The sequence below is a fragment of the Curtobacterium sp. AC273 genome, assembly GCF_979253735.1.
This window is the reverse complement of sequence record NZ_CEEDDU010000008.1, coordinates 49,749-75,558: the sequence shown is the minus strand read 5'-3', so window position 1 is coordinate 75,558 and position 25,810 is coordinate 49,749. Positions and strand designations below refer to the sequence as shown.

Annotated in this window: 21 protein-coding genes and 3 pseudogenes; 8 read left to right on the top strand and 16 right to left on the bottom strand. The window is 70.3% G+C overall.

Annotated features, from left to right (window positions below):
- Positions 1-723 precede the first annotated feature (723 nt).
- From ACZ8AI_RS13255 to ACZ8AI_RS13220, 8 genes and pseudogenes are all read right to left on the bottom strand, one after another.
- Positions 724-2,022 carry a citrate synthase gene (locus tag ACZ8AI_RS13255; protein ID WP_464858797.1) on the bottom strand — a complete coding sequence of 433 codons (1,299 nt, stop codon included), beginning with the start codon at positions 2,020-2,022 and terminating at the stop codon, positions 724-726.
- A gap of 187 nt (positions 2,023-2,209) precedes the next feature.
- A complete protein-coding gene (locus ACZ8AI_RS13250) occupies positions 2,210-2,599 on the bottom strand; it encodes a hypothetical protein (RefSeq protein ID WP_464858626.1) in 390 nt (129 codons plus the stop codon).
- A gap of 89 nt (positions 2,600-2,688) precedes the next feature.
- Complete coding sequence (dapC, locus tag ACZ8AI_RS13245; protein WP_464858625.1) at positions 2,689-3,810, bottom strand: succinyldiaminopimelate transaminase; 1,122 nt, start codon at positions 3,808-3,810, stop codon at positions 2,689-2,691.
- Between the two features lie 14 nt (positions 3,811-3,824).
- On the bottom strand, positions 3,825-4,142 hold the full coding sequence (fdxA, locus tag ACZ8AI_RS13240; RefSeq protein WP_071292706.1) for a ferredoxin: 318 nt from the start codon (positions 4,140-4,142) through the stop codon (positions 3,825-3,827).
- Positions 4,143-4,179: 37 nt separating this feature from the next.
- On the bottom strand, positions 4,180-5,388 hold the full coding sequence (locus ACZ8AI_RS13235) for a PIG-L family deacetylase (protein ID WP_464858624.1): 1,209 nt from the start codon (positions 5,386-5,388) through the stop codon (positions 4,180-4,182).
- A 61-nt stretch (positions 5,389-5,449) separates the two neighbouring features.
- Positions 5,450-5,992, bottom strand: coding sequence for a hypothetical protein (locus ACZ8AI_RS13230; protein ID WP_464858623.1), 543 nt, complete (start codon positions 5,990-5,992; stop codon positions 5,450-5,452).
- 147 nt (positions 5,993-6,139) lie between these two features.
- A pseudogene (locus ACZ8AI_RS13225) lies at positions 6,140-7,332 on the bottom strand (amidohydrolase).
- 22 nt (positions 7,333-7,354) lie between these two features.
- Positions 7,355-7,573, bottom strand: coding sequence for a hypothetical protein (locus tag ACZ8AI_RS13220; RefSeq protein WP_464858622.1), 219 nt, complete (start codon positions 7,571-7,573; stop codon positions 7,355-7,357).
- 56 nt (positions 7,574-7,629) lie between these two features.
- On the opposite strand from ACZ8AI_RS13220, the gene ACZ8AI_RS13215 reads away from it, so the two are divergent.
- Positions 7,630-8,310: a hypothetical protein gene (locus tag ACZ8AI_RS13215; RefSeq protein WP_464858621.1), complete on the top strand. Its 681-nt coding sequence runs from the start codon at positions 7,630-7,632 to the stop codon at positions 8,308-8,310.
- Between the two features lie 95 nt (positions 8,311-8,405).
- On the opposite strand, the pseudogene typA reads toward ACZ8AI_RS13215, so the two are convergent.
- Positions 8,406-10,329 (bottom strand): annotated as a pseudogene (gene typA, locus ACZ8AI_RS13210) (translational GTPase TypA).
- A 119-nt stretch (positions 10,330-10,448) separates the two neighbouring features.
- On the opposite strand from typA, the gene ACZ8AI_RS13205 reads away from it, so the two are divergent.
- The 3 genes from ACZ8AI_RS13205 to ACZ8AI_RS13195 all read left to right on the top strand — a co-directional run bounded on the left by ACZ8AI_RS13205 (position 10,449) and on the right by ACZ8AI_RS13195 (position 12,782).
- Positions 10,449-11,198, top strand: a complete 750-nt coding sequence (locus ACZ8AI_RS13205) for a CPBP family intramembrane glutamic endopeptidase (RefSeq protein WP_071292702.1) — start codon at positions 10,449-10,451, stop codon at positions 11,196-11,198.
- A 163-nt stretch (positions 11,199-11,361) separates the two neighbouring features.
- Entirely contained in the window at positions 11,362-11,841 is a 480-nt protein-coding gene (locus tag ACZ8AI_RS13200) for a peroxiredoxin (protein ID WP_464858620.1), read from the top strand.
- Between the two features lie 485 nt (positions 11,842-12,326).
- Complete coding sequence (locus ACZ8AI_RS13195; protein ID WP_464858618.1) at positions 12,327-12,782, top strand: hypothetical protein; 456 nt, start codon at positions 12,327-12,329, stop codon at positions 12,780-12,782.
- Between the two features lie 624 nt (positions 12,783-13,406).
- Here the strand turns inward: ACZ8AI_RS13195 and ACZ8AI_RS13190 are convergent.
- On the bottom strand, positions 13,407-15,299 hold the full coding sequence (locus ACZ8AI_RS13190) for an ABC transporter ATP-binding protein (RefSeq protein ID WP_464858617.1): 1,893 nt from the start codon (positions 15,297-15,299) through the stop codon (positions 13,407-13,409).
- A 143-nt stretch (positions 15,300-15,442) separates the two neighbouring features.
- On the opposite strand from ACZ8AI_RS13190, the gene ACZ8AI_RS13185 reads away from it, so the two are divergent.
- The gene (locus tag ACZ8AI_RS13185) at positions 15,443-15,928 is read left to right on the top strand and encodes a PH domain-containing protein (RefSeq protein WP_464858615.1); all 486 of its coding nucleotides are present in this window, start codon (positions 15,443-15,445) and stop codon (positions 15,926-15,928) included.
- 14 nt (positions 15,929-15,942) lie between these two features.
- Here the strand turns inward: ACZ8AI_RS13185 and ACZ8AI_RS13180 are convergent, their stop codons facing one another.
- The 5 genes from ACZ8AI_RS13180 to ACZ8AI_RS13160 form a co-directional block, all read right to left on the bottom strand.
- The gene (locus ACZ8AI_RS13180) at positions 15,943-16,968 is read right to left on the bottom strand and encodes an ABC transporter permease (protein ID WP_083402830.1); all 1,026 of its coding nucleotides are present in this window, start codon (positions 16,966-16,968) and stop codon (positions 15,943-15,945) included.
- Positions 16,969-17,035: 67 nt separating this feature from the next.
- A complete protein-coding gene (locus tag ACZ8AI_RS13175) occupies positions 17,036-17,560 on the bottom strand; it encodes an ABC transporter permease (RefSeq protein WP_464858796.1) in 525 nt (174 codons plus the stop codon).
- 119 nt (positions 17,561-17,679) lie between these two features.
- Positions 17,680-18,333, bottom strand: coding sequence for a hypothetical protein (locus ACZ8AI_RS13170; RefSeq protein WP_464858614.1), 654 nt, complete (start codon positions 18,331-18,333; stop codon positions 17,680-17,682).
- A gap of 459 nt (positions 18,334-18,792) precedes the next feature.
- Positions 18,793-19,803 carry an ABC transporter substrate-binding protein gene (locus ACZ8AI_RS13165; RefSeq protein ID WP_464858795.1) on the bottom strand — a complete coding sequence of 337 codons (1,011 nt, stop codon included), beginning with the start codon at positions 19,801-19,803 and terminating at the stop codon, positions 18,793-18,795.
- Positions 19,728-20,552 (bottom strand): ABC transporter substrate-binding protein, encoded by an 825-nt coding sequence (locus tag ACZ8AI_RS13160; protein ID WP_464858613.1) that lies wholly within the window; start codon positions 20,550-20,552, stop codon positions 19,728-19,730. Before ACZ8AI_RS13160 ends, ACZ8AI_RS13165 begins: the two co-directional genes overlap by 76 nt.
- Positions 20,553-20,871: 319 nt before the next feature.
- Here ACZ8AI_RS13160 and ACZ8AI_RS13155 point away from each other — a divergent pair, with 319 nt between their 5' ends.
- Genes ACZ8AI_RS13155 through ACZ8AI_RS13145 form a run of 3 tightly spaced genes read left to right on the top strand, consistent with a single transcriptional unit; the run spans position 20,872 to position 22,857 of the window.
- Positions 20,872-22,002 (top strand): TolB family protein, encoded by a 1,131-nt coding sequence (locus ACZ8AI_RS13155; RefSeq protein ID WP_464858612.1) that lies wholly within the window; start codon positions 20,872-20,874, stop codon positions 22,000-22,002.
- Entirely contained in the window at positions 21,990-22,472 is a 483-nt protein-coding gene (locus ACZ8AI_RS13150; protein ID WP_464858611.1) for an alpha/beta hydrolase family protein, read from the top strand. Before ACZ8AI_RS13155 ends, ACZ8AI_RS13150 begins: the two co-directional genes overlap by 13 nt.
- The gene (locus ACZ8AI_RS13145) at positions 22,441-22,857 is read left to right on the top strand and encodes an alpha/beta hydrolase family protein (RefSeq protein ID WP_464858610.1); all 417 of its coding nucleotides are present in this window, start codon (positions 22,441-22,443) and stop codon (positions 22,855-22,857) included. The genes ACZ8AI_RS13150 and ACZ8AI_RS13145 overlap by 32 nt, the downstream gene beginning before the upstream one ends.
- An 85-nt stretch (positions 22,858-22,942) precedes the next feature.
- On the opposite strand, the pseudogene gcvP reads toward ACZ8AI_RS13145, so the two are convergent.
- Positions 22,943-25,788 (bottom strand): annotated as a pseudogene (gene gcvP / locus ACZ8AI_RS13140) (aminomethyl-transferring glycine dehydrogenase).
- Between the last annotated feature and the right edge of the window lie 22 nt (positions 25,789-25,810).

Sequence of the window (25,810 nt, the reverse complement as noted above, 5' to 3'; positions counted from 1 at the left end):
CCTCCAGGCGGTTGCGCCCTCGTGCGCTGCCGCTCGCGCCGTGCCCGTTCGCGCGCGCCCGTCCTTCCTTCTTTCTTTCTTTCCTTCCTTCCTTCCTTTCCGCGAGCGGGCGGAACGCCGCAGTGCGTGCGCCAGCCGACGCCGCGCCTTCGCCCGCTCGCCTCGCCCGCGCCCGCCCGCGCCCGCTGGCGAACGACGAGCGGGCGGAATGCCGGCGTGCGCCCGCGACCGGACCCCGGGTATTCGCCCGCTCACGCCCGGCCAGCCCCCGCGAACGACGAGCGGGCGGAACACCGGCGTGCGCCGCCAACGCGACCGAGGTACTTCGCCCGCTCGACCTCGGCCGGTCCGCCCCCGGACGACGAGCGGGCGGAATGCCGGCGTGCGCCCACTACCGGACCCCGGGAATCCGCCCGCTCACGCCCCGCCAGCCCCCGCAGGCGACGAGCGGGCGGAACACCCGCGTGCGCCACCAACGCGACCGAGGCACTTCGCCCGCTCGACCCGGTCCGCCCGTCCGCGAACGACGAGCGGGCGGATCACCGGCGTGCGCCCAGTACCGGACCGCGGGAATCCGCCCGCTCGACCTCCGCTTCCCGCTCGCGGCCCGCGGCGGGGCGGCGCGGCTCGCGGCGGTGCGCGCAGAGGGGCGCGAGATGCCCGGGCGCACACGGACGAGCGCCCCGCGCCACGGATTCGTGGGGCGGGGCGCTCGTGGGTGGGTCAGTGCTTCGGGAGGTCGCGCTCCGGGTACCCGACGTAGAGCTGCTGCGGGCGGCCGATCTTGTTGAGCGGGTCGTTGTTGAGCTCGCGCCACTGGGCGATCCACCCCGGCAGACGCCCGATCGCGAACAGGACCGTGAACATCCGCGGCGGGAAGCCCATCGCCTTGTAGATGATGCCCGTGTAGAAGTCGACGTTCGGGTAGAGCTTGCGCTCGATGAAGTACTCGTCGGAGAGCGCGATCTGCTCGAGCTCCTTGGCGATGTCGAGCAGGTCGTCCTGCACGCCGAGCGACTCGAGGACCTCGTCCGCGCTCTCCTTCACGAGCTTCGCGCGCGGGTCGTAGTTCTTGTAGACGCGGTGCCCGAAGCCCATGAGCTTCACCCCGCGCTCCTTGTTCTTCACCCGCTCGACGAAGCGCTGCACGGGCTCGCCCGAGTCCTTGATCTGCTGGAGCATCTCGAGGACGGCCTCGTTCGCGCCACCGTGCAGCGGACCGTACAGGGCGTTGATGCCAGCGGAGATCGACGCGAACATGTTCGCCTTCGTCGACCCGACCATGCGGACCGTGGCGGTCGAGGCGTTCTGCTCGTGGTCCTCGTGCAGGATGAGCAGCCGGTCGAGGGCCTTCGACAGCACTGGGTCCGGCTGGTACGTCTCGGCCATGGTGCCGAAGTTCAGCCGCAGGAAGTTGTCCACGAAGGACAGCGAGTTGTCCGGGTACAGGAACGCCTGCCCGATCGACTTCTTGTGCGCGTAGGCGGCGATGACCGGCAGCTTCGCGAGCAGCCGGACGGTCTGCAGCTCGACCTTCTCGGGATCGTCGACGTCCATGTCGTCCTCGTAGTAGGTCGACAGGGCGCTGACGGCGCTGGAGAGGACGGACATCGGGTGAGCCGAGTGCGGGAGGGCGTCGAACAGACGACGCAGGTCCTCGTGCAGGAGCGTGTGGCGGCGGATGCGGGCGTCGAAGTCGGCGAGCTCGGACTCCGAGGGCAGTTCGCCGTAGATGAGGAGCCAGGCGACCTCGAGGAAGGTGCAGTTCGAGGCGACCTGGTCGATCGGGTACCCGCGGTAGCGCAGGATGCCCTGGTCGCCGTCGATGTAGGTGATGGCGCTCTTGGTCGAGCCGGTGTTCACGAAGCCGTAGTCGAGCGTGTTCATGCCGGTCTGCTTCTTGAACGTCGAGATGTCGACGGTCGACGCGCCGTCGACGCTCGGCAGGATCGGGAACTCCGCGGTGCCGCCCGGGTACGTCAGCGTCGCGGTCTCGGTCGTCTGCTCGGCAGCGGGACTCACGGGGACGGGCGTGGTGGGCGGTGTGGCCGTCTTCTGAGCGTCGTTGGCAGTGTCAGTCACGAGGACAGCTTAATCGCGCTGTGTGGAGGGTGTGCACACAGCGAGGCTTCGGATGTGGTGCGAACCGTCGCTTGCGGTGCACGAGCAACGCCCCGCATCGCGTTCGATGCGGGGCGTTGCTCACCGGTCACCGGCTGAAGTCGTACTGGAACGAACGCGGCTCGGAGAACTCGTCGCCCGAGATCTGGCTGAGGGTGATGTCGTTCTTCCCCTGGACGAACTCGACGGTGTACTCCGCGATGCCCTCGGCGTTCGCCTGCTTCGTCTGGACGACACCGTTCACGGCGTAGTTGATCGTCGCATCCGGCAGGCCCTGGACCGTGATCGTCTGGGTGAGCGCTCCGTTGTACGCCGCGAGCTGCTGCGTGTAGGACGTCAGGTCCGTGGGTGAATCGAGCGTCGCTGCCGACTGGGACGCGGCCGGCGCGGGTGCGGGCGTGGCCGCGTTCGCCGCGACCGGGGTGAGCACGAGGCCGAGGCCGAGCAGGGCCGAGGCGCCGATGAGGGACTTGCGCATGAGATCTCCTTGGTAGGTGCCGCTTGTGCGACGAGCCCATCCTGTCGGAGAAATACTGGACATTGCATACCAGTCCAGCACGAGTGGGGTCAGTCAGCGCTCCGTTGGCGCGTCACCGCGACCAGCCTCGACGCGGCCGCAGCGATCCGCTCGTCCGTCGCGGTCAGCGCCACTCGGACGTGCTGCTCCCCCGCTGTGCCGTAGAAGGTGCCGGGCGCCACGAGGATGCCGTGCTCCGCCAGCCAGGCGACGGTGTCCAGCGCCGGCTCGCCGCGGGTCGCCCAGAGGTACAGGCCAGCCTCGCTGCGGTCGACCCGGAAGCCGGCTCCTTCGAGTGCCCGTCGGAGCATGTTCCGGCGGGCGCGGTAGAGCACCTTCTGCTGCTGCACGTGCGACTCGTCGGCGAGGGCGACGATCATGGCCTGCTGGACGGGCAGCGGCGGCATCATGCCGGTGTGCTTCCGGACGGCGAGCACGTCGGCGAGGATCGCGGCGTCGCCGGCGACGAAGGCCGCGCGGTAGCCGGCGAGGTTCGACTGCTTCGACAGCGAGTAGACGCTCAGCACGCCGTCGAGCGAGTCACCGACGACGCGGGGGTCGAGGATGGTCGGGGTCGGCTCCGTGTCGTACGGCGCTTCCCAGCCGAGTTCGGCGTAGCACTCGTCGCCCACGATCACGGCCCCGAGCTCGCGTGCACGGGCTACCGCGGCGCGGAGGTCGTCGACGGACAGCACACGGCCGTCCGGGTTGCCCGGCGAGTTCAGCCACACGAGCTTCGTCGTGACGGGCCAGGAGGCCGGGTCATCGGCGGCGAGGGCGTCGGCGCCGACGAGGGCGGCACCGAGTTCGTACGTCGGGTACGCCGCCTCGGGGAAGACGACGGTGTCGCCGGCGCCGATGCCGAGCCAGAGCGCGAGCCCGGCGATGAACTCCTTCGAGCCGATGGTGGGCAGCGTGTTCGCCTCGGTCAGCCGGACGCCGTGCCGTCGGCCGTACCAGGCGGCGATGGCCTCGCGCAGTGCCGGGGTGCCAGCGACCTGCGGGTAGGCGTGCGCGTCGGTCGCCTCGGACAGTGCCGTGCGGATGACGGCCGGGGTCGGGTCGACCGGTGAGCCGACGCTGAGGTCGACGATGCCGCCTTCGTGCGCCGCTGCCTGCTGCTTGAACGGGACCAGCTGGTCCCAGGGGAAGTCGGGGAGGTCGAGCGCCACGTGCGTGCTCCGCGTCAGCCGCGGGGCGGTTCGGCCAGGACGACCGGGTGGTCCTTGTGGATCACACCGACCTTCGCGGCACCGCCGGGCGAGCCGACCTCTTCGAAGAACTCGACGTTGGCCTTGTAGTAGTCGGCCCACTCTTCGGGGAGGTCGTCCTCGTAGTAGATCGCCTCCACCGGGCAGACGGGCTCGCAGGCACCGCAGTCGACGCACTCGTCCGGGTGGATGTACAGGGAGCGGTCGCCCTCGTAGATGCAGTCGACCGGGCATTCATCGATGCAGGCGCGGTCCTTGACGTCGACACAGGGCTGGGCGATCACGTACGTCACGGCTGGGGTGCTCCCTTCGGACTGAGCGTTGTCGAGTCTACTCGCGACGGGCGGGCGCCCCTGACCGCGGGGCGGCAGCGTCGGCGCGCGCCCCAGCCGCAGCGTCGGCACGTGCCGCAGCCGCAGCAGCCCGCACCCCGGACAGGTCCGGCCATGCCAGCACGAGCGCCGCGACCACGGCGGGCCCGAACGTCCACACGTACCCGGCCGTGTTCGCCAGCACCAGCGGCGAGCTCTGTCCGCCGACCGAGACGAGCACCTGCGTCGCGGCGATGACGCCGATCCCGACGGCGGCGACCATCGCCCGCGAGCGGTACAGCAGCCGGAGCCCCACGGTCAGGCCGACGACGATGAGCGTGGTGAGGAGCATCCCGATCGGGAACACGCCGAGGGTCTGCTGGTGCGTGACCGTCCCGAGGCCACCCGCGACGAGCCCGAGCACGAGGGCGACGACGACCGCCGTGGCCTTGCCCTGCCGGGACATCTCCGCGTAGGTCTGCGGTGCCGGGGTCGCGGGCGCGTCGGCGTGCCGGAACGCCTCGACGGCCGGCGCCGGGTGGCGGGCGCCGTGCGGCATCACCCACGACAGCGCCGTCGGGTCGGCGGGGTCGACCGGGTCGACGGTCACCTGCGACCGGTACTGCTCGACCGCGGCACGGACCTTCGCCCGCACCGGGATCACGTCGACGGTGACGTCCGCCTCGGTGGTGGCCGGGTCGACGATCATCGAGAACGGCAGCTCTTCGGCGCGTGCGGCGTACCGCGCGGCGTGGTGGACGCGGACGTGGTCGGGGTGGCCGTACCCGCCGTCGTCGTCGTAGCTCACGACGGCGTCCGCCCCGGTCGACCGGATCGCGGCGCGGATGTCGTCGACGACCTCGCCGAGGTCGGCCGCGGTCAGCGAGTCGGCTGGGGCGTCGTCGGCGGCGACGGCCCGGCCGTCGGGTCCCCACTGCATGCCGGAGTCGGTGTAGCGGCGCTCGGGCAGGTCGGTCGGACGTGCCCCCGGTCCGCCGAGCCACAGGTGCCGCGGGCCGCCGAGGGCAGCGAGCGCCCCGGCGATCTCGGTCTCGCGGTGCGCTGCGACGCGCGGACCGTCGCCGTACATCGGCGCGAGCGACGCTGTCAGCATCTCCCCGCGCTCACCGCGGGTGGCCGTCAGCACCGTCACGTCGGCGCCGAGCTCGAGCAGGGTGGCGATCGTCCCGCCCGACGCGAGCGTCTCGTCGTCGGGGTGGGCGTGCACGAACAGGACGCGCTCGGGGCGGGGTTGCGGGGACCTTCGACATCGCGTCCAAGCGTACGGGCTAGCGGGGCGTCGCGATGTAGGTCGCGGTGACGCCGTCCTGTCCATCCGAGAAGGTCAGCACGACCCGGTAGGCGTCGCTCCGGAACATCCCGAAGGCGCTCGACGAGTCGGCGCGCTTGGCCGACTCGGTGAACCCGGCGTCGGTCAGCTGCTGGTCGGCCGCTGCGAAGTCGTCCACCGACGACGCACGGACCTGGGTCACCCACCCGGAGTCGTTCGGTCCGGCGCCGCCACCGAGCACGGTGCCGTCGACGAGCGGGACGTCCTGCGAGGGGAACCCGGCGGGGACCTTGCCGTCCGACGTCACGTCGGTGCCCTCGAGCGCCGTGTCGAGCGCGCCGTCGATGCCGCCGGCGACCGAGGACATGCCGTCCTGGATCGCCTTGCCGTCGATGCCCCGCACGCCCTCGGCGACGCTCGACGCGACCGAGGACCCCAGGTCCGTGGCCTGCTCGACCGCGTCGGTCGAGCAGCCGGCCAGGCCGGCGAGGGTGATGCCGGCAGCGACGGCGGCGATCAGGGTGCGGGTGGTGGTGCGCATGCGCAGCACCCCAGGGGGCCAGCCGGGAGGCGCGGCGTGAGTCCCCTGGGAGCTCGCCCCCGCAAGACGCAACGTTCACGGCTGCTCGCAGCGCTACTCCCCTGCGAGCAACCGCCGAGGTTGCGTTTTGCGGGGTTGAGCGGCGGGTCAGGCGACGTAGGCGCGGGTCGCCGCCACGAACGCGTCGACGCCGACCGGGATCGCGGTCTCGGCCTGGGGCGCGTAGAACGGCGAGTGGTTGCTCGGGATGTCCTCGCCACGACGGAAGAGCTCCGGGTCCGTGATGCCGGTGAACCAGTACACGAGCGGCGCCCCCGCGGCTGTGGCGAGCTGCCCGACGTCTTCCGACGCCATCGCGAGCCCGATCTCGAGGTCCGGGCACCGGGAACCTCGGCACGGATCGCGTCGAGCACGGTCGCGGCGGCCTCGGCGTCGTTCACGGTCACCTCGGCACCCGGCGCGCGGGTGATCGTCGACTCCGACAGCCCACCCGCCTCGCTCTCGGCCCGGACGATGCGCTCGATCGACGCGATGATCCGCGCGCGGGTCTCCTCGTTGCGTGCGCGGGTGGAGATCTCGATGACGGCCTCGTCGGGGATGATGTTCGCCCGGGTGCCGGCGTGGAAGCTGCCGACGGTGACGACGCCGGCGTCGCTCGGCGAGACCTCGCGGGACACGACGGTCTGCAGGCGGACGACGGCCGACGCGGCGGTGACGACCGGGTCGAGCGAGGCCTGCGGCGCGGAACCGTGCGCACCGCGGCCGTTGAACGTGACGGTGAGGCGGTCGCTCGACGCCATCACCGGGCCGCTGCCGACCGCCACGATGCCGACCGGCGCCGGTGCGGAGTGCTGGCCGAGCACGACGTCGGGCTTCGGGAAGCGGTCGACCAGGCCGTCCTCGATCATGGCCCGCGCGCCCGAGATGACCTCTTCGGCGGGCTGGAACACGGCGACGACGGTGCCGTGCCAGTCGGTCGTGGTGGCGGCGAGCCGCTCGAGCGTGCCGAGCAGCCACGTCACGTGGATGTCGTGCCCGCACGCGTGCATGGTCGGCACGTCGTTGCCGTCCTCGTCGGTGCCGTGGTGCTCGCTGGCGTACGGCAGGCCGGTGCGCTCCTGCACGGGCAGCCCGTCCATGTCCGCGCGGAGCCACACGACGGGCCCCTCGCCGTTCGCGAGCACGCCGACGACACCCGTGCCGCCGACGCCCGTGGTCACGTCGATCCCACCGATCTCCGCGAGCCGGTCGGCGACGATGCCGGCGGTGCGGTGCTCCTGGAAGCCGAGCTCGGGGTGGGCGTGGAGGTCCTGGTACAGCGAGAGGAGGTCGAGAGTCACGCGCCCCACCGTAACGCGCCGCTCAGACCGAGTGCACCCGACGGGTCTTCCGGTTGCCCGCGAGCACTGCTAGAACTTGATACATGAAATGCATTCGTATCACCGTCGCTACGTTGTCCGCCCTGCTCGTGAGCACCGTCGCCGGGATGGCGGCGGCACCGGCCCAGGCCGCCGCCGACTCCGCCCGACCGGACGCTGCCGTCGCAGCGATGCCGTCGACCACCAGGACGGTGTCGTGCACGGCCGGGGGGATGACCGGAGAAGCCCGCCTCGCTCTCCACGGACGGCAACCGCTGGGTGACGACCGTCGACTCCTACCGCATCACTGACAACGGCAGGAGCAAGGGGAACGTCGACGCCTGGGTCCTCGGACGGAACTTCGTCGGTCAGATCACCCTCGACGAGCAGACCGACTCGCGCGACGCCATGATCCAGGACGGCGCCTGGCACGCCCTCGGCACCACGGTCGACGTCTCCGCGCTGCCGTGGGGTTCCATCTCGCAGTACTCCGGCACCGGAGTCAAGTTCATCTTCGACAAGTCCGGCTCCGACCCCCGCTGCACCGCCTCGACCTCCTCGCTGGGGACCACTCGGACGTTCCAGGGCCTGACGGAGGAGCAGCACGCCACCGACCGGTCCCACGAGCTCGTCTCGTGCAGGGCGGAGACGGACGACCAGGTCTGCTCGATCGCGCAGACGACCGCCACCTCGAGCACCGTGACGATCGGGGCGTCGATCAACCCCACCGGCGGGTACCTCGAGTGGCTCACCGGGAACATCAGCCAGTCGTGGACGGCCTCGCGATCCGTCGACGTGCGGTGCACGTCCCCGGAGATGTCCGCCGGGCAGCGCTTCGTCGCCTACCCGCTCGGCACACGCACGACGTTCACCGTCCACTTCAGCGGGTTCGGTGTCCAGATCGCGGCACCCGGGAGCTCGTTCGAAGTGGACGGCGGCATCGCCTGCGCCATCGTCTGAGACGTCGTCGGCGACGACGCCCAGGACGACACCGGCCCGGCCACCTCGATGAGGTGACCGGGCCGGTGGTGGAGGGCGTGCCTCCAGGCTGTCGCTTACGCGTCCTGACGCTTCAGGCGAGCGTACGAGCGCTGGCGGGCCTGCGCGTCGAGCTCGACCTTGCGGATGCGCACGGCGTCGGGGGTGACCTCGACGCACTCGTCCTCACGCGCGAACTCGAGGCATTCCTCGAGCGAGAGCTGACGCGACGGCGTCATCGACTCGAACGTGTCGGCGTTGGCCGACCGCATGTTCGTGAGCTTCTTCTCCTTGGTGATGTTCACGTCCATGTCGTCGGCGCGCGAGTTCTCGCCGATGACCATGCCCTCGTAGACCTCTTCGGTGGGGTTGACGAAGAACGTCATCCGCTCCTGCAGGTTCGTGATGGCGAACGGCGTGACGACACCCGAGCGGTCGGAGACGATCGAACCGTTGATGCGGGTCTGGATCGCGCCGGCCCAGTCGTCGTAGCCGTGCGAGATCGCGTTGGCGATGCCGGTGCCGCGGGTCTCGGTGAGGAACGACGTGCGGAAGCCGATCAGGCCACGCGACGGGACGATGAACTCCATGCGCACCCAGCCGGTGCCGTGGTTCGTCATGTTCTCCATGCGGCCCTTGCGCGCCGCCATGAGCCTGCGTGATCGCGCCGAGGTACTCCTCCGGCGTGTCGATCGTCATGTGCTCGTAGGGCTCCTGCAGCTTGCCGTTCTCGTCACGCTTCGTGACGACCTGCGGCTTGCCGACGGTGAGCTCGAAGCCCTCGCGACGCATCTGCTCGACCAGGATGGCGAGCGCGAGCTCACCACGGCCCTGGACCTCCCACGCGTCCGGGCGACCGATGTCGAGGACCTTGAGCGAGACGTTGCCGATGAGCTCGCGGTCGAGGCGCTCCTTGACCATGCGGGCGGTGAGCTTGTGGCCCTTGACCTTGCCGACGAGCGGCGAGGTGTTCGTGCCGATCGTCATCGAGATCGCCGGGTCGTCGACCGTGATGGTCGGCAGCGGGCGGACGTCCTCGGGGTCGGTGAGCGTCTCACCGATGGTGATCGTGTCGAAGCCGGCGACGGCGACGATGTCACCGGGGCCAGCCGACTCGGCCGGGTAGCGCTCGAGCGCCTTCGTGATGAGGAGCTCGGTGATGCGGGCGTTCTGGACGGTGCCGTCGTGCTTGACCCACGCGACCGTCTGACCCTTCTTCATCGTGCCGTGGAAGATGCGGAGCAGCGCGAGGCGACCGAGGAACGGCGACGCGTCGAGGTTCGTGACGTGGGCCTGCAGCGGGTGCTCGTCGTCGTACTTCGGCGCGGGCACGTGCTGGAGGATCGCCTCGAACAGCGGCTCGAGGTCGTCGTTGTCGGGCAGCGAGCCGTCGGCCGGCTTGTTGCGGCTGGCGGCACCGGCACGACCCGAGGCGTACACCACGGGGACGTCGAGGATCGCGTCGAGGTCGAGGTCGTCGACCTCGTCTGACAGGTCGGACGCCAGGCCGAGGAGCAGGTCCTGCGACTCGGAGACGACCTCGTCGATGCGGGAGTCGGGGCGGTCCGTCTTGTTGACGAGCAGGATCACCGGGAGCTTGGCGGCGAGCGCCTTGCGGAGCACGAAGCGGGTCTGGGGCAGCGGGCCCTCGGACGCGTCGACGAGCAGGACGACGCCGTCGACCATGGAGAGGCCGCGCTCGACCTCACCGCCGAAGTCGGCGTGGCCGGGGGTGTCGATCACGTTGATGGTGATCGGACCGCCCGCGCCGAACTCACTGGCGTGCTTGCCGTTGTAGAGCACCGACGTGTTCTTCGCGAGGATCGTGATGCCCTTCTCGCGCTCGAGGTCGTTCGAGTCCATCATGCGGTCTTCGCCCTCGAAGTGGGCGTCGAACGAGTTGGTCTGCGTGAGCATCGCGTCGACGAGGGTGGTCTTGCCGTGGTCGACGTGTGCCACGATGGCGACGTTGCGCAGGTCGGACCGGGTGGCGAGCGCCATACAGGACATCCTTCAATTTCTTGGGAAGAGTCGGGCCGGCAGCATCGGCGCCACGCCCGCGGGCAGAACGCCCGACACGCCAGTCTACCGGTAGTTCGCAACCGACAGGAGTACAGACGATGAGCCGTCGGCGAACGTGGGTCGAGATCACCATCGTCCTGATGCTGTCGCTCGGCGGCAGCGCGCTGTACTCGGTGCTCCAGATCATCGACGACCTCTCCCAGACGACGCCGCTCGGGCAGCAGTCCACGGCGCTCAACACGTCGACGACCACGGTGCAGTACGTCGACCTCGCGCGGCAGCTCGTGGGCATCGCCGTCGACCTGGCCCCGGTCGCGCTGGTGTGCTTCCTGCTCTGGCGCACGACCCGACCGCACCTCGGTCGCCTCGGCATCGACCGCTTCCGGGTCGGACCCGACCTCGGCGGTGCCGCCCTGATCGCGCTCGGCATCGGGATCCCGGGGCTGGCGCTGTACTTCACCGGCCGTGCGCTCGGGTTCACCGTGAACGTGAACCCGGCGGCGCTCGACTCCTACTGGTGGACGATCCCGGTCCTGCTGCTCTCGGCGATCCGCTCCGGGCTGCAGGAGGAGGTGATCGTCGTCGGGTACCTCTACGAACGGCTCGGCGGCCTCGGCTGGGGGCGCTGGCAGGTGATCCTCTCCACCGCGGTCCTGCGCGGGAGCTACCACCTGTACCAGGGGTTCGGCGCCTTCGTCGGGAACGCCGTGATGGGTATCGTGTTCGGCTGGATCTACACGAAGTGGGGCCGGCTGCTCCCCCTGGTCATCACGCACTGCCTGCTCGACGCCGCGGTGTTCGTCGGCTACCCGTGGGTGGCCCACGCGTTCCCCGCGTTGTTCCGCTGACCCGTGGTCGCGCGCGGCGGGGTGGAGCGCCACCTCGACGGGCGACACCCCCGTTCGGGCGTCGGCGATGCTGTGGACCCGCACGACCCCGGTCCGGCGAACCCACGGGGAACCCACAGCGCGCCGCAGCGCACCGCCGATCCCGCAGCCCTAGCGTTGCGGCATGAGCATCCCCGAGGTGGGCGACCCCGCGCCGCGCTTCACCCTGCCCGGCATGATCGTCCGCGACGGGAACCGGCTCGACGACGAGTACTCGCTCTCCGCCGAGATCGGCCGGACCCTCGTCCTCGCCTTCTACCCCGGCGACGCGACCCCGGTCTGCACGGCGCAGCTCTGCAGCTACCAGGAGGAACTCGATGACTTCGGCGGCCTCGGCGCCGTGGTGTGGGGCGTCAGCCCGCAGGCGCTCGACTCGCACGAGGCCTTCGCCCGCGGATCCTCGCTCACCTTCCCGCTCCTGAGCGACACCGCCGGGGACGTCATCCGTGCGTACGGCGTGCGGGCGCCCGGCATCAGGCTCCGCCGGTCGGTGTTCGTGATCGGGCCGGACGGGGTGGTCCGGTGGCGGCACGTCGGGCTGGTCGGACTCCGGTTCCCGAAGGCCGAGACGATCCGGGAGCAGATCGAACTCCTGGTCGCGTGAGCGCGCGCTCGATACGCGTGCATGCAGATAACGCGGATACGGCGCGGCGATCCCTGGAATTTCTCGTCGTGGGGTATTGACACCCGAACGGGGGGACGAGGACCATTGGTGGAACGAGAGGTCCACACAGGATCTGCCTCCCCGGGAAATCGGGTCGTCCGGAGATACGCGACGGTGTGTCACACCCGCTCTCCGGGCGTTCCCGGGGAGGCATCTCGTAACCTCGTTGCTCTCCGGGCGTCACAGCGCCGACACGGGTCGGCATCTCGTGACCTCGTCGCTCTCCGGGCGTCACGGCGCCGACACGGGTCGGCATCTCGTGACCTCGTCGCTCTCCGGGCGTCATGGCGCCGACACGGGTCGGCATCTCGTGACCTCGTCGCTCTCCGGGCGTCACAGCGCCGACACGGGTCGGCATCTCGTGACCTCGTCGCTCTCCGGGCGTCACGGCCCCGACACGGGTCGGCATCTCGTAACCTCTTCCAGTGACCACGATCCTCGCCCCCGGCATGCGCACGCTCGCCGTCGTCCTGTGGGTCGTCGCCGTCGCGCTCATCCCCCTCGCCCTCGTCGGTGACGGCATCCGCTGGCTCGCCCCGGTCCCGAGCCTCTTCATCGCCTTCGTCGCCTGGGCGGTCCTCTGGCGCCCCCGGTTCGAACTCACCCCGGAGCACCTCCCGCATCGTCGACGTCCGCCGCACCAGCACCTACACCTGGCGTCGCGTCACCGAGGTCCGCACCAAGTACGGCATCGAGATCCTCTCGAGCGAGGGCGTCCGCCGCACCTGGCTCGCCACCCGCAGGGTCGGCCCGCCTCAGCGCCGTGGTCGAGGGCCAGCCGGGAGGCGCGACCCCCCTCGACGTCGACGCCGCGGCCGAGCGCATCCGGGCCTTCGTACCCGCCCCGCCCGCGCAGGACGGCCCACCCCCGGCGACGGTGACGGCTGCGCCGATCTCCCACCGCCCGCACGCGTGGACGATCGTCGGGATGATCGTCCTCGGCGTCGTGGCGACCATGGCGGCCGCCCAGCTGTAGGCCGCGGCCCACGAGGCGGGGCCGCGCCGCGCCTCCAGGCCTGCCCGTCGGGTCGTTCCGTGCATACCTGGTCGTTTCGGGCGTACTCGGCCGGTTCTTCCACCCGAGTACGCCCGATCCCGCTTCCTACCGCGCGTGCGATGGGAAGGAACGGGCGCACATGTGACGGACTGGAGGCACGTGGCGGCCTGGCAACGCGCCTCCCGGGCCGTTCCGTGCGTACCTGGTCGAACCGGGCGTACTCGGCCGGTTCTTTCGTCCGAGTACACCCGATCTCGCTTCCTACCGCGTGTGCGATGGGGAAGGAACGGGCGCACACGTGACGGACTGGAGGCACGTGGCGGCCTGGCAACGCGCCTCCCGGGCCGTTCCGGGCATACCTGGTCGAATCGGGCGTACTCAGTCGGTTCTTTCGCCCGAGTACGCCCGATCCCGCTTCCTACTGCGCGCGCGATGGGAAGGAACGGGCGCCCGAACGGCGACATCCCCGACGTCGTGTGACGTCGGGGATGTCGTTCTGGGTGAGTCCCTACTCGTCCGCGCCGGCGGCGAGGATCTGGCGACGCAGCTCCCGGCGCTCGCGCTGGACGTCCGGGTCCGGCAGGGGCACCGCCGCGATGAGTCGCTGCGTGTACGGGTCCTGCGGGTCGCGGAGGATCTGGTCACGTGTGCCGACTTCGGCGAGGTGCCCGTGGTGCAGCACCGCGATCCGGTCGGCCAGCACGTCGATGACCGCCAGGTCGTGCGTGACGAACAGGCAGGCGAAGTCGAACTCGCGCTGCAGGTCCTTCAGCAGCTCGAGCACGGTCGCCTGGACCGACACGTCGAGTGCCGACGTCGGCTCGTCCGCGATGAGCAGCTTCGGCCGGAGCGCCAGCGCACGTGCGATGCCGATGCGCTGCTTCTGACCACCCGAGAGCTCGTGCGGGAAGCGGGTCGAGTACGAGGTGGGGAGGCGCACGGCCTCGAGCAGGGACTCGACCTCGCGCTCGAGCTCGCGGCCCTTCATGCCCTTGCCGAGCAGCAGCGGCTCGCCGATGGACTGACCGATCGTCATGCGCGGGTTCAGCGACGACGACGGGTCCTGGAAGACGATGCCCGCGTTCTGGTGGACCTGACGCACGAGCGAGCGCGTCGGCTTCGACAGGTCGACACCGGTGACGTCGAGCTGGCCCGACGTGATCGGGAGGAGGCCGATCGCGGCACGGCCGAGGGTCGACTTGCCCGAACCGGACTCGCCGACCAGGCCGACGACCTCGCCCTCGTGCACCGTCAGGTCGACGCCGTCGATGGCGCGGAACGCCTTCACGCGGCCGCGGCCCGGGTACTCGATGACGACGTCCTTGAACTCGAGGACCGCCGGGCCGAGCGTCTGGACGACGTCGGTGTGCAGCAGCGTCTCGTGGACCTGGACGGGGGCCTCGTGCTCGACGACCGACTCGAGCGTCTCGGTGAGGTCGATGACCACGTCGCCCGCCTGGCCGAGGCGCGGCACGGCGTCGAGCAGGGTCTTGGTGTAGTCGTGCTTCGGCGCTGCGAAGACGTCGCGCACCGTGCCGGTCTCGACGGCCACGCCCTGCTTCATCACGACGATGCGGTCGGCCAGGTCGGCGACGACGCCCATGTCGTGGGTGATGAGGAGGACGGCACTGCCGAGCTTGCCGGCGAGGTCGCGGATGAGGTCGAGGATCTCGGCCTGGACCGTGACGTCGAGGGCGGTGGTCGGCTCGTCGGCGATGAGGAGCTTCGGGTCGCAGGAGATCGACTGGGCGATCATCGCGCGCTGCCGCTGCCCGCCGGAGAGCTGGTGCGGGTAGGAGTCGAACGCCTTCTGCGGGTCGGGCATCTCCACCATTGTGAGGAGCTCGATCGCACGGACCCGCGCCTCGCTCGGCGAGATGCCGTAGTGGATGCGGAGCGTCTCGACGATCTGCGATCCGACGGTGAAGACCGGGTTCAGGGCGGTCATCGGCTCCTGGAAGATCACCGCGATCTCCTTGCCGCGGTACTCGCGGAGCTGCGCCGAGCGGAGCCCGAGGAGCTCGGTGCCCTGGAACTCGATCGAGCCGTTCACGCGGGCGTTCCGGGGCAGCAGGCCGAGGATCGACATCGAGCTCACGGACTTGCCGGAGCCGGACTCACCCACGAGGGCGAGGACCTCACCGGACTGGATCTCGTAGGACAGCTGCTTGACGGCGGGGGTCCAGACGTCGTCGACCGCGAAGTCGACGTCGAGCCCGGAGACCTTGACGACGGGGTGCTGGTGGCGGCCGGGGTGGTGGCCGCGGAGGCGGGCGTGCTCAACGACGTCCGGTCCTTTCCCGGTCGCTCGTGACGACCGCGTGGGTGGTGATGGAGGAGCGCTGACGGCGGGGGTCCAGGCGTCGGGCGCGGAGGCGCCGACCTGCGACGATGGAGGCATGCCTGCCACCCCGACGACGCGCGATGTGTTCGTGTCCAAGTTCAACCGCGGACTCGCGATCGCCCTCTGGCTGATCGTCGCCCTGCTCTTCGTCACGACCGTGCTGAACGACGCGACCTGGCCGGACCGCGCCCTCGCACCTCGTGCCGACGGCGTTCGGCGTCCTGCTCGGCTGGGTGGCGCTCTGGCGGCCCCGGTTGGCGGTCGACGACGACGGCATCGAGGTCGTCAACGTCTTCCACACGGTCCGGGTGCCCTGGGCGGCGCTCGTGCACGTCGACACGCGCTTCGCCCTGACGCTCGTCACGCCGAACCGGCGCGTGGCGGTCTGGGCTGCTCCGGCGCCCGGTCGTGCCGGCGTCGCCCTGGCCCGCCGGCAGAACCAGCGGCACGGACGCGTCGTCCCCGAGGCGGAGGACGGCAACCGCCGCGCGGGCGACCTGCTGTCCACCGCGTCCGGCGACGCCGCGTACCTGATCCGGCAGCGCTGGCACGACCTGCGCGAGCGCGACGCCATCGAGCTCGGCACGGCGGACAGCGTGCGCGTGCCGGTCACCCTGCACTGGCTGTCGATCGTGCTGCTCGCGGCGACCGCCGTCGGCGGCTGGTTCGCCATCGCGGCGCGCTAGGACACGGGGGGACGTCACGCGCTGATCATCTCCGAGCCGGACGTGTTCTCCGGCGCGCTCGCCTCGCGGGTCTTGCGGAGGCTGAACCGCTTCGAGCGCGGGTCGAACGCGTCGCGCAGACCGTCACCGATGAAGTTCACGCAGAGCGCGAGCAGCACGATGAACGAGGCCGGCCACCAGAACAGGTACGGACGCGTCTGGAACGCCGACTGGTTCTGGCTGATGAGCAGACCGAGCGACGAGTCCGGCGCCTTGATGCCGTACCCGAGGTAGCTCAGCGCCGTCTCGAGCAGGATCGCAGAGGCGATGAGCAGCGTCGCGGAGACGATGATCACGCCGATCGCGTTCGGCAGGATGTGGCGGAAGATGATCCGGATGTCGGACGCTCCGGCAACCCGGGCCGCCTCGACGAACTCGCGCTCACGGAGCGACAGGAACTCGGCGCGGACCAGACGGGCGATGACCATCCAGGACACCAGACCGAGCAGGAGCGCGAGGCCCCACGCCCCGAGACCGTTGGCCGTCTTGCCGACCACGGCACCGATCACGATCGCCGGGATGACGATGAAGATGTCGGTGATGCGCATCAGGACCGCGTCGACGACGCCGCGGAAGTAGCCCGCGACCGCGCCGACGACGACGCCGATGAACGTCGCGAAGAGGCCGATGACGATCATCACGAGCACCGAGTTCTGGATGCCGCGCATGGTCAGGGCGAAGTAGTCCTTACCGATGCGGTCCTGCCCGAACGGGTGGTCCGAGGTCGGCGCGCCACCGTTCTGCAGTGTCTCGAGGCTCTGGTACGAGTAGTGCCACCAGCCCGGGATCGGTCCAAGGCCGACGGCGGAGACGGCGAAGACCAGCACGAGGATGTAGACGACGAGGGCGACGACCGCCAGACGGTTCGCGAGGAAGCGGCGGAGGATGATCCGCCCCTGGCTCTCACCGATCTGCTTCTCGTGCGAGTCCGGGGTGTTCCCCGTCTCGATGCCGTCGCCGATGTTGGGTTCGAGCGGAGCGCCGCCCTGGATCGTGCTCATCGGATTCCCTCCTGGGGGTGCACTGCCGTGGAGTGGCCGACCGCGTCGGTCGTCGTCCGCAGCGCGGTCATCGGACACGCACCCGCGGGTCGAGGGCCGAGTAGGCCAGGTCGGCGAGGAAGTTGAACGCGATCGCCGTGATCGCGATGACGAGGAAGTACCCCATCACCGGGTTCACGTCGGTGATCGACAGCCCGCTGTTGAACAGGCTGCCCATGCCCGAGATCGCGAAGACCCGCTCGGTGATGATCGCGCCACCGAGGAGTGCGCCGACGTCGGTCGCCACGAGCGTCGCGATCGGGATGAGCATGTTGCGGAGCGCGTGGCGCACGATGACGGTGCGCTCCGGCAGGCCCTTCGCACGCGCGGTACGCACGTAGTCCTGGTCGAGGACCTCGAGCATGCCCGAACGCGAGTACCGCGTGTAGCTCGCGAAGCTGATGAGCAGCAGCGAGATCGTCGGCAGCAGCAGGTGGGTGTAGCTGTCGATCCCGGTGATCCAGAAGTCGCCGGTGAGCCCCGGTGTCTGCGAGCCCACCGTCGCGATCGGACGCGACACGTAGTTCTGCGTGTAGTCGATCCACGAGCGCATGAAGCGGTCGAGCAGGATGACGCCGGCGCTGAGGAACGCGGTCAGCGCACCGATCCGCATCATCAGCCCACGGTCGTGGCCGCCGACGAAGAAGCCCGATGCCAGGCCGACCAGGACGGTCACGACGGCGAGGATGAAGATCGTCGCGCCGGACGACACGTTGAGCAGGCCCTGCAGCGCGAAGTAGCAGATGATCGCGACGAGGACGTTGATCCCGGCGACCAGCCACGCGGCGGTTCTTCGTGCCGGCGAGCAGCGCGACCATGGCGAGGCCGATGCCGGCGCTGAACAGGATCACGAAGACCGGGCCGAGCGACGGGTTGGTGAACCAGCCCGTGGCCTGCATGAGGAGCAGCATGCCCGCGGTCACGACGGCGCTGATCGCGCCGACCATGAGCCGTCGCTTGAGGACGCCGCCCACGATGAGCTGGATGACGAGGCCGACGATGACCGCGATCAGCACCAGCGTCACCGGTGGGATCTTCGGGTCGACCAGGAAGTTGTTGTAGTCCAGCGCGATGAACGACTTCAGGAGCACGGCCATCAGGAAGGACGGCAGCGAGTACAGGAAGAAGCTGACCAGCGTGATCGAGTAGTCGAAGCCCGAGTAGACGCGGAGGGCCGTGACGACGCCGAGACCGATGCCGAAGACGATCGCCAGGATGAACGAGAACGTCACCAGCTGGATGGTCGAACCGACGGCCTGCGGGAGGAGCTCCGCGACGGGCTGGTTGCTGAACGTGGTGCCGAGGTCGCACTGACCGATCACGCACTTGCCGACGCCGGTGATCCAGATGCCCCAGCGGAGCGGCGGGATGACGTCGAGGTGCTGTGCCGCGGTCCGTGCAGCGATGAGCTGGTCACGGTTCGGCGAGTTGCTGCTCTGGAGGTCCTGCAAGGGGTTCCCCGCGATCGCCGCCAGGTTGTACATGATGAACGACGCGGCGATGAGGATGAGGACCGAGACGAGGATCCGTCTCGCGATGAAACTCACCATGGGCGATGGGTGCCTCTCCGGTGTGGTGGATCGTACTGCTGGTCGTCCGATCGGGCGGCCCGAGCAGCAAGAGTACTGGGTCCCGCGTTGCGGTCTTCTTCGACATCGCACAGCGGTGGGTGCCGGGGTCTCCGGCGATGGAGGGTGCCGGACAGGGTCCCGGCTCACGGGAGGGCGCCGGACTCGTCGAGTCCGGCGCCCCTCGTGTGTGGTGCTGATCAGCGACCGGTCAGGATCACTTGGTCCAGTCCCAGACGTTCCAGAAGATGCCCGTCTGGCCGCCGAAGTAGTCGACGCCCTTCAGGTTCGCACCGGTGGCGAACAGCCCCGGGCTCTGGAACAGCGGGAGCCCGTAGGCCTGGTCGAAGGCGATCTTGTCGATCTGCTGCTTCATGTCGTCGAGCTTCGACGCGTCCAGCGTGGTCTGCGTGTCCACAGCCAGCTTCGAGGCCTGCTCGTTGGCGAACTTGTTGTAGTTGCCCGAGTTGTTGGTCTGGAAGAGCTGCGGGATCGCGGCGTTGCCGGCACCCGGGTTGACCCAGCCGAAGATCGACGCGTCGTAGTCGCCGCCCGCGAGGAGCGAGGACCAGTCAGGCGAGCCGCCGTCGACGACCTTGATGCCGGCCTTCTTGGCCGAGGCCTGGATCGCCTGGAACGTGTCCACGCGGTTCGGGTTCTCGGTGTTGTAGAGGATCTTGATCGACGGGGTGGCGCCCTTCAGGAGCTGCTTCGCCTTGTCGATGTCGACCTTCGAGTACTCATCGGAGTCGTTCGCCTTGACGGCGTCCTCGTAGCCGTCCTGGCCCGGCAGGTAGAGCTGCGAGTCGAGGACCTTGGCGTCCTTGTTGATCGGGGTGACGATCGACTGGAGGATCTGGTCGCGCGGGATGGTGAGGAGGAACGCCTTGCGGACGTTCTCGTCCTTGAACACGGACGCGCCGAAGTTCAGGTCGAGGTGGTCGTAGGCGACCTGTGCACCCTCGATGACCTTCACGCCGGAGGCCGCGTCGAGCGCCTTCACCGTGTCGGCGGAGGCCTGCGGCTGGATCGCGTCGACCTCACCGTTCTGGAGGGCCGTGACCTGGGCGTTCGCGTCACCGATGAAGCGGACGACGAGCTTGCCGAACTTGACCTTGTGGTCGCCCGTGTACTCGGGGTTCGGAACGAGGGTCATCGACTGCTTCGGGGTCCACGCGGAGACCATGAGCGGACCGCCGGAGACGAGGAGCTTCTTGTCGCTCGGCAGGCTGGTCTTGTCGTAGCCGGTGTTGACGAAGTCGGCGACCTTCTTGAGGGTCTCGTTCGCCGCGGCGGGCTTGGCCGGGTCACCAGCGGGGTGTCCTTGAGCGCCTTCAGCAGGTCGTCGGTGGTCGTGCCCGCCTCGTCCGCGACGACGTGCGCCGGGAACTGGATCGGGTTGACGAGGTTCCAGTCGACGTACGGCTCCTTGTACTTGAGCGTGATCGACGTCTTGGTGATGTCGCTCGGGTAGTCCGTCTTGAACGGCGAGGCCGAGGCGAGGGAGAAGTACTGCGTCCCGCTCGTGACCTTGCCGTCGGCGTCCTGCGTGGCCGAGTCGTAGTAGCCGGACGCCTGCGCCCAGCCGAGGAGGAGGTCGTCAGAGGTGATCGCCTTGCCGTCGGACCACTTCGCGTCCTTGTTCAGCGTGTACTTGACCGTCAGCGGGTCGTCGCTGATCTTCTTCATCGTGCCGAGGTCGGTGTTCGGCGTGATCTTGTAGTCCGACCCCAGCGTCACGAACTGCGGCTGGGTCATGTAGTTGATCATGCCGTTCATGTCCAGGTTGCCCTGGGGGGTGTTGTAGTTGAACGACGTGACTTCGTTGACCTGCGCGACGGTGACGGTCTTGTTCGACGCCGAACCGGACTCGTTGGCACTCGGAGAGGTGGTGCAGCCGGCGAGGGCGATCGCTGCCGCCCCGGCCAGGGCGACGGCGCCGAGCAGCTGGCGTCCCCGCTTCTTGGTGATGTTCACTCTGTGATCCTCCTGATGGAATGTGATCGAACGTGCAGGAGGCAGGACCCACGGCGCGTTCCCCAGAACCATAGGTGCGGGTCGGAAGGCGCTCAAAATCTCCGACGAAGTTGTTACACATCGGAAACGTGTGCGGCGGATCGTTGCGTGAGACTGTGGATACTTGCGCCACGAAGGTGCCATGCGCAACGCGTGCGCTTGACCCCGCAACGGATTCTGAACAGTCTTGCGGCGGGCCCCCAAGCCGATGAACGCTCAGGGAAACGCCGCGAGGCGATCTGCACCGGCGTCGACCGGTGTCTGGCCGTAGCGTGAACACGTGCTCGCGAACGACATCCACCACCTTCACGTCCCTTCTTCCCCGACCGTCAGCGGCGATCCCCGGCGGGGCGGTGCAGCCTTCGTCGCGGTGTCCCGTCCCGACCTCGAGGCCGATGCCTACCGCAGCACCGTCGAGCGGGTGACCGCCGACGGTGCCGTGCGCTGGACGGCCGGCGACCGGGACTCTGCCCCGGTCCTCTCCCCCGACGGCCGCTCGCTCGCCTTCCTCCGCTCCGTCGACGACGAACACGGCGCCGCGCACCCGCAGCTCGCCGTCGCGCCCGTGGACGGCGGCGAGGCCCGGGTCGTCACCGCACTGCCGCTCGGCGCCGGCTCCCCCGTCTGGTCGCCCGACTCGACGCGCGTCGCGGTGACGGCACGCTTCCCCGAGCCCGGCCGCTCCGGCACCGCCGTCCCCGGTGGCGACCGTCGTCCCGCCCCGAACGCCGAGGCACCGCGGCTCATCACGCGGCTCGACTTCCACGTCGACGGCACCGGCTACCTGCTCGACAAGCCGCAGCAGCTCGTCGTCGTCGACGTCACGGACCGCGCGGCTGCACCGGTCGAGACCGCCCTGACGAGCGCACCGTGCTCCCTGGCCGCTCCGGCCTGGTACCCGGAGGGCGACGCCCTGCTCGTCGTCGCGCCGCGGGACCTCGGCGAGCGGGAGACCCACGACGACGACCTGTACCGGGTCGACGCCACGGACGGCACGATCTCCCTCGCCGTCCGGTCCGAGGGATCCGTCAGCTCGAGCACCATCGCGGCCGACGGCACGATCCACTACGTCGGCGCCTCCCACCTCGACGGCCGGCTGGTCGGCGAACCCGAGGGCCTCTGGTCGGTCACGGACGGCGCGGCCCCCGTCCGGCGCACCGCCCGCGAGACCGTCGACGTCGCCAGCGCCCCCGTGCTGCACGGCGACGACGTCCTGGTGTCCGTGCTCGACCGCGGCACCGTGACCGTCCGGCGCGTCCCCGCGGGCACGACCACCGCGCTGCAGCTCGACGAGCTCCCGACGGTCCTCGGCGGACACGTGGTCGTCTCCGGCTTCGACGTCGACGGCGACGTGCTGGTCGCCACCGCGGCCACGACGGACTCCCCGGCGAGGTGCACGTGGTCGACCTGACCTCCGGCACCGACGACGCTGCGATCCTCACCGACTACGCGGCCCCGCTCCGCGACCACGCGACCGCCCCCGGCGTCCGCCGCATCGAGGAACTCACCGGTACCTCTGCCGATGGCACCCCGGTCCACGGCTGGGTCGTCCTCCCCGAGGGCGACGGCCCGCACCCCGTCCTCCGGGTCGTGCACGGCGGCCCGTTCGGACAGGACACCTGGGCGTTCTTCGACGAGGCGCAGGTCTACGCGAGCGCCGGCTACGCCGTGGTGATCGGCAACCCCCGCGGCTCCGGCGGGTACGGCCTCGAGCACGGCCGTGCCGTCATCGGGGCGATGGGGACGGTCGACGTCGACGACGTGCTGGCCCTGCTCGACGCGGCCCTCGAACGCCCCGACCTCGACGCCTCCCGCGTCGGCATCATGGGCGGCTCGTACGGGGGCTTCAGTGACGAGCTGGGTCGCCGCACACCACGGTGACCGCTTCGTCGCGGCCTGGAGCGAGCGCGCCGTCAACGCGTGGGACTCCTTCGCGGGCAGCTCGGACATCGGCTGGTTCTTCGCGGACGCCTACGTGGGCGCCGACCCGGAGGAGCAGCGTCGCCGCAGCCCGCTGACGTACGCCGACCAGGTCACGATTCCGTTCATGGTGGCGCACTCGGAAGAGGACTGGCGCTGCCCGATCGAGCAGGGTCAGCGGCAGTTCGTCGCGCTCAAGCGCGCGGGCGTCGACGCGTCGTTCCTGGTGTTCCCGGGTGAGGGGCACGAGCTGTCCCGATCGGGTCGCCCCTGGCACCGCGTGCAGCGGTTCGAGCACGTGCTCGCGTGGTGGGCGAAGCACCTGCCCGTCACGCCGGTCGCCTGACCGGACTGACGACGGACGGGAGGCGCGGTGCCAGCTGGCACCGCGCCTCCCGTCTGCTCGTTCGTCGCGTCGAGGACGCGGGTCGCTACGCGAACGCCTCGACCGGCGGGCACGCGCAGACCAGGTTGCGGTCCCCGTACGCCTGGTCGATCCGCCGCACCGGCGGCCAGTACTTCCGCGCGCTGATGCCCGGCAGCGGGTACACGGCCTGCTCCCGCGTGTAGGCGTGCGTCCACTCGCCCGAGATCACCGACGACGCCGTGTGCGGGGCGTGCACGAGCGGGTTGTCGTCCGCCGGCCACTCCCCCGCTCGACGGCCGAGGCCTCGGCGCGGATGGCGAGCATCGCGTCGACGAACCGGTCGAGCTCGGCGAGGTCCTCGCTCTCGGTCGGCTCGACCATCAGGGTGCCGGCGACCGGGAAGGACATCGTCGGGGCGTGAAGCCGTAGTCGACCAGGCGCTTGGCGACGTCGTCCACCGTGATCCCCGTGCTGTCGCGGAGGGGACGGAGGTCGAGGATGCACTCGTGCGCGACCAGGCCGGACTCGCCCGTGTAGAGCACCGGGAACGCGTCGCGCAGGCGGGCCGCGATGTAGTTCGCGCCGAGCACGGCGGCCTCCGTCGCGCGGGTGAGGCCCTCGAGTCCCATCATCCGGACGTAGGTCCAGGTGATCGGCAGGATGCTCGGGCTGCCGTACGGCGCGGCGCTGACCGGGCCACCGGCGTGTGCGTCGCGCTCGGCACCGGGCTCCGTGACGGACCCGGGTCGGCGGTCGGCGTCCTGCGCGAACGGGTGTCCGGGCAGGAACGGCGCGAGGTGCGACTTCGCCGCGACCGGGCCGACACCGGGGCCGCCACCGCCGTGCGGGATGCAGAACGTCTTGTGCAGGTTGAGGTGCGAGACGTCCCCGCCAAAGTCGCCGAAGCGGGCGTGCCCGAGCAGCGCGTTGAGGTTCGCGCCGTCGACGTAGACCTGTCCGCCGGCGTCGTGCACGGCGTCGCAGATCTCGCGGATGTCGTGCTCGTACACGCCGTGCGTCGACGGGTAGGTGATCATCAGCGCGGCGAGCTGGTCGCCGTGCTGCGTCGTCTTCGCCCGGAGGTCGTCGAGGTCGACGTTGCCGTTCTCGTCGCACGCCACGACCACGACCTTCATGCCGGCGAGGACCGCCGACGCCGCGTTCGTGCCGTGCGCGCTCGACGGGATGAGGCAGACCGTGCGGGCGTCGTCACCGTTCGCCAGGTGGTACCCGCGGATGGCGAGGAGCCCGGCCAGTTCGCCCTGGCTGCCGGCGTTCGGCTGCAGCGAGACGGTGTCGTACCCGGTGACCTCGGCCAGCCAGGTCTCGAGGTCGCCGATCATGTCGAGGTAGCCGACGACGTCCTCGCGCGGCGCGAAGGGTGCACGTTCGCGAACTTCGGCCAGGTGACCGCCGCCATCTCGGTGGCCGCGTTGAGCTTCATCGTGCAGCTGCCGAGCGGGATCATGCCGCGGTCGAGCGCGTAGTCCTTGTCGGCGAGGTGTTTGAGGTACCGCATCATGCGGGTCTCGCTGCGGTGCGCGCTGAACACGGGGTGCGTCAGGTAGTCGCTCTCGCGCTGCAGGAGCGGACGGGAGGCCCGTGGCCGCGTCGCGCACGGCGGTCTCGGTCGCGGGGACGGTCACGTCCACGGCGCCGAACACGCCCGCCAGGGCGGCGACGTCGTCCGGTGTGGTCGTCTCGTCGACGGACAGCTGGAACGTGTCCTCGTCGACCTGGCGAAGCAGGTAGTCGGCGTCCTGCGCGGCGGCGACGATCGCCCCCGCGCGGCCGGCTGCCCGCAGGGTCAGCGTGTCGAAGTAGGCGTCGTGGACGAGCTCGAGTCCGGCGTCCACCGCAGCCGCGGCGAGCGCACCGGTCGTGCGTGCGACGCGTCCGGCGATGAAGCGCAGGCCCTCGGGCCCGTGGTAGACCGCGTACATCGAGGCCATGACGGCGAGCAGCACCTGCGCGGTGCAGATGTTGCTCGTCGCCTTCTCGCGACGGATGTGCTGCTCGCGGGTCTGCAGGCTGAGGCGGTAGGCCATCTGCCCGTCGGCGTCGAAGGACACCCCGACGAGCCGGCCGGGCAGCTGGCGCTCGAGTCCGGCGCGGACGGCGAGGTACCCCGCGTGCGGGCCGCCGAAGCCGAGCGGGACGCCGAAGCGCTGGCTCGTCCCACGGCGACGTCGGCACCGAGGTCACCCGGGCTGGCGAGGAGCGTCATCGCGAGCAGGTCGGCGGCGACGACCGCGATGCCGCCGCCGGCGTGGACCCGCTCGATGGTGCCGGTCGGGTCGACGATGCGACCGGAGGCCCCGGGGTACTGCAGGACCACGCCGAAGGCGCCGTCGAGCTGCTCGTCGGTCGGTCCGTCCACCGCGTCGAACTCGCGGAGCGCGATGCCGACCGCGTCGGCACGGTGGTCGAGCAGCGCGCGGGTCTGCGGCAGGAGGTCGGCGTCGACGAGGAACGCGTCGCCCTTGACCTTCGAGGCGCGGCGGGCGAGGAGCATGCCCTCGACCACGGCCGTGCCCTCGTCGAGCATCGACGCGCCGGCGGTCGCCATGCCGGTCAGGTCGGTCACCATCGTCTGGAAGTTGATGAGCGCTTCGAGACGGCCCTGCGAGGATCTCCGGCTGGTACGGCGTGTAGGCCGTGTACCAGCTCGGGTTCTCGAGCACGTTCCGCTGGATCACGGCCGGGGTGTGGGTGCCGTGGTAGCCGAGGCCGATCATGGCGCGACGGACGCGTGTTGCGGCCGGCCTTGGCACGGAGTTCGGCGAGCGCCTCGATCTCGCCGACGGCAGCGGGGATCGACGACCGGGTCGCCGGAGCGGCGTGGATCGACTCCGGGATGGCCGCGCGGACCAGGGCGTCGAGCGTGGGCTGCCCGACGGCGTCGAGCATCGTCTGCTGGTCGGCCGGGGTC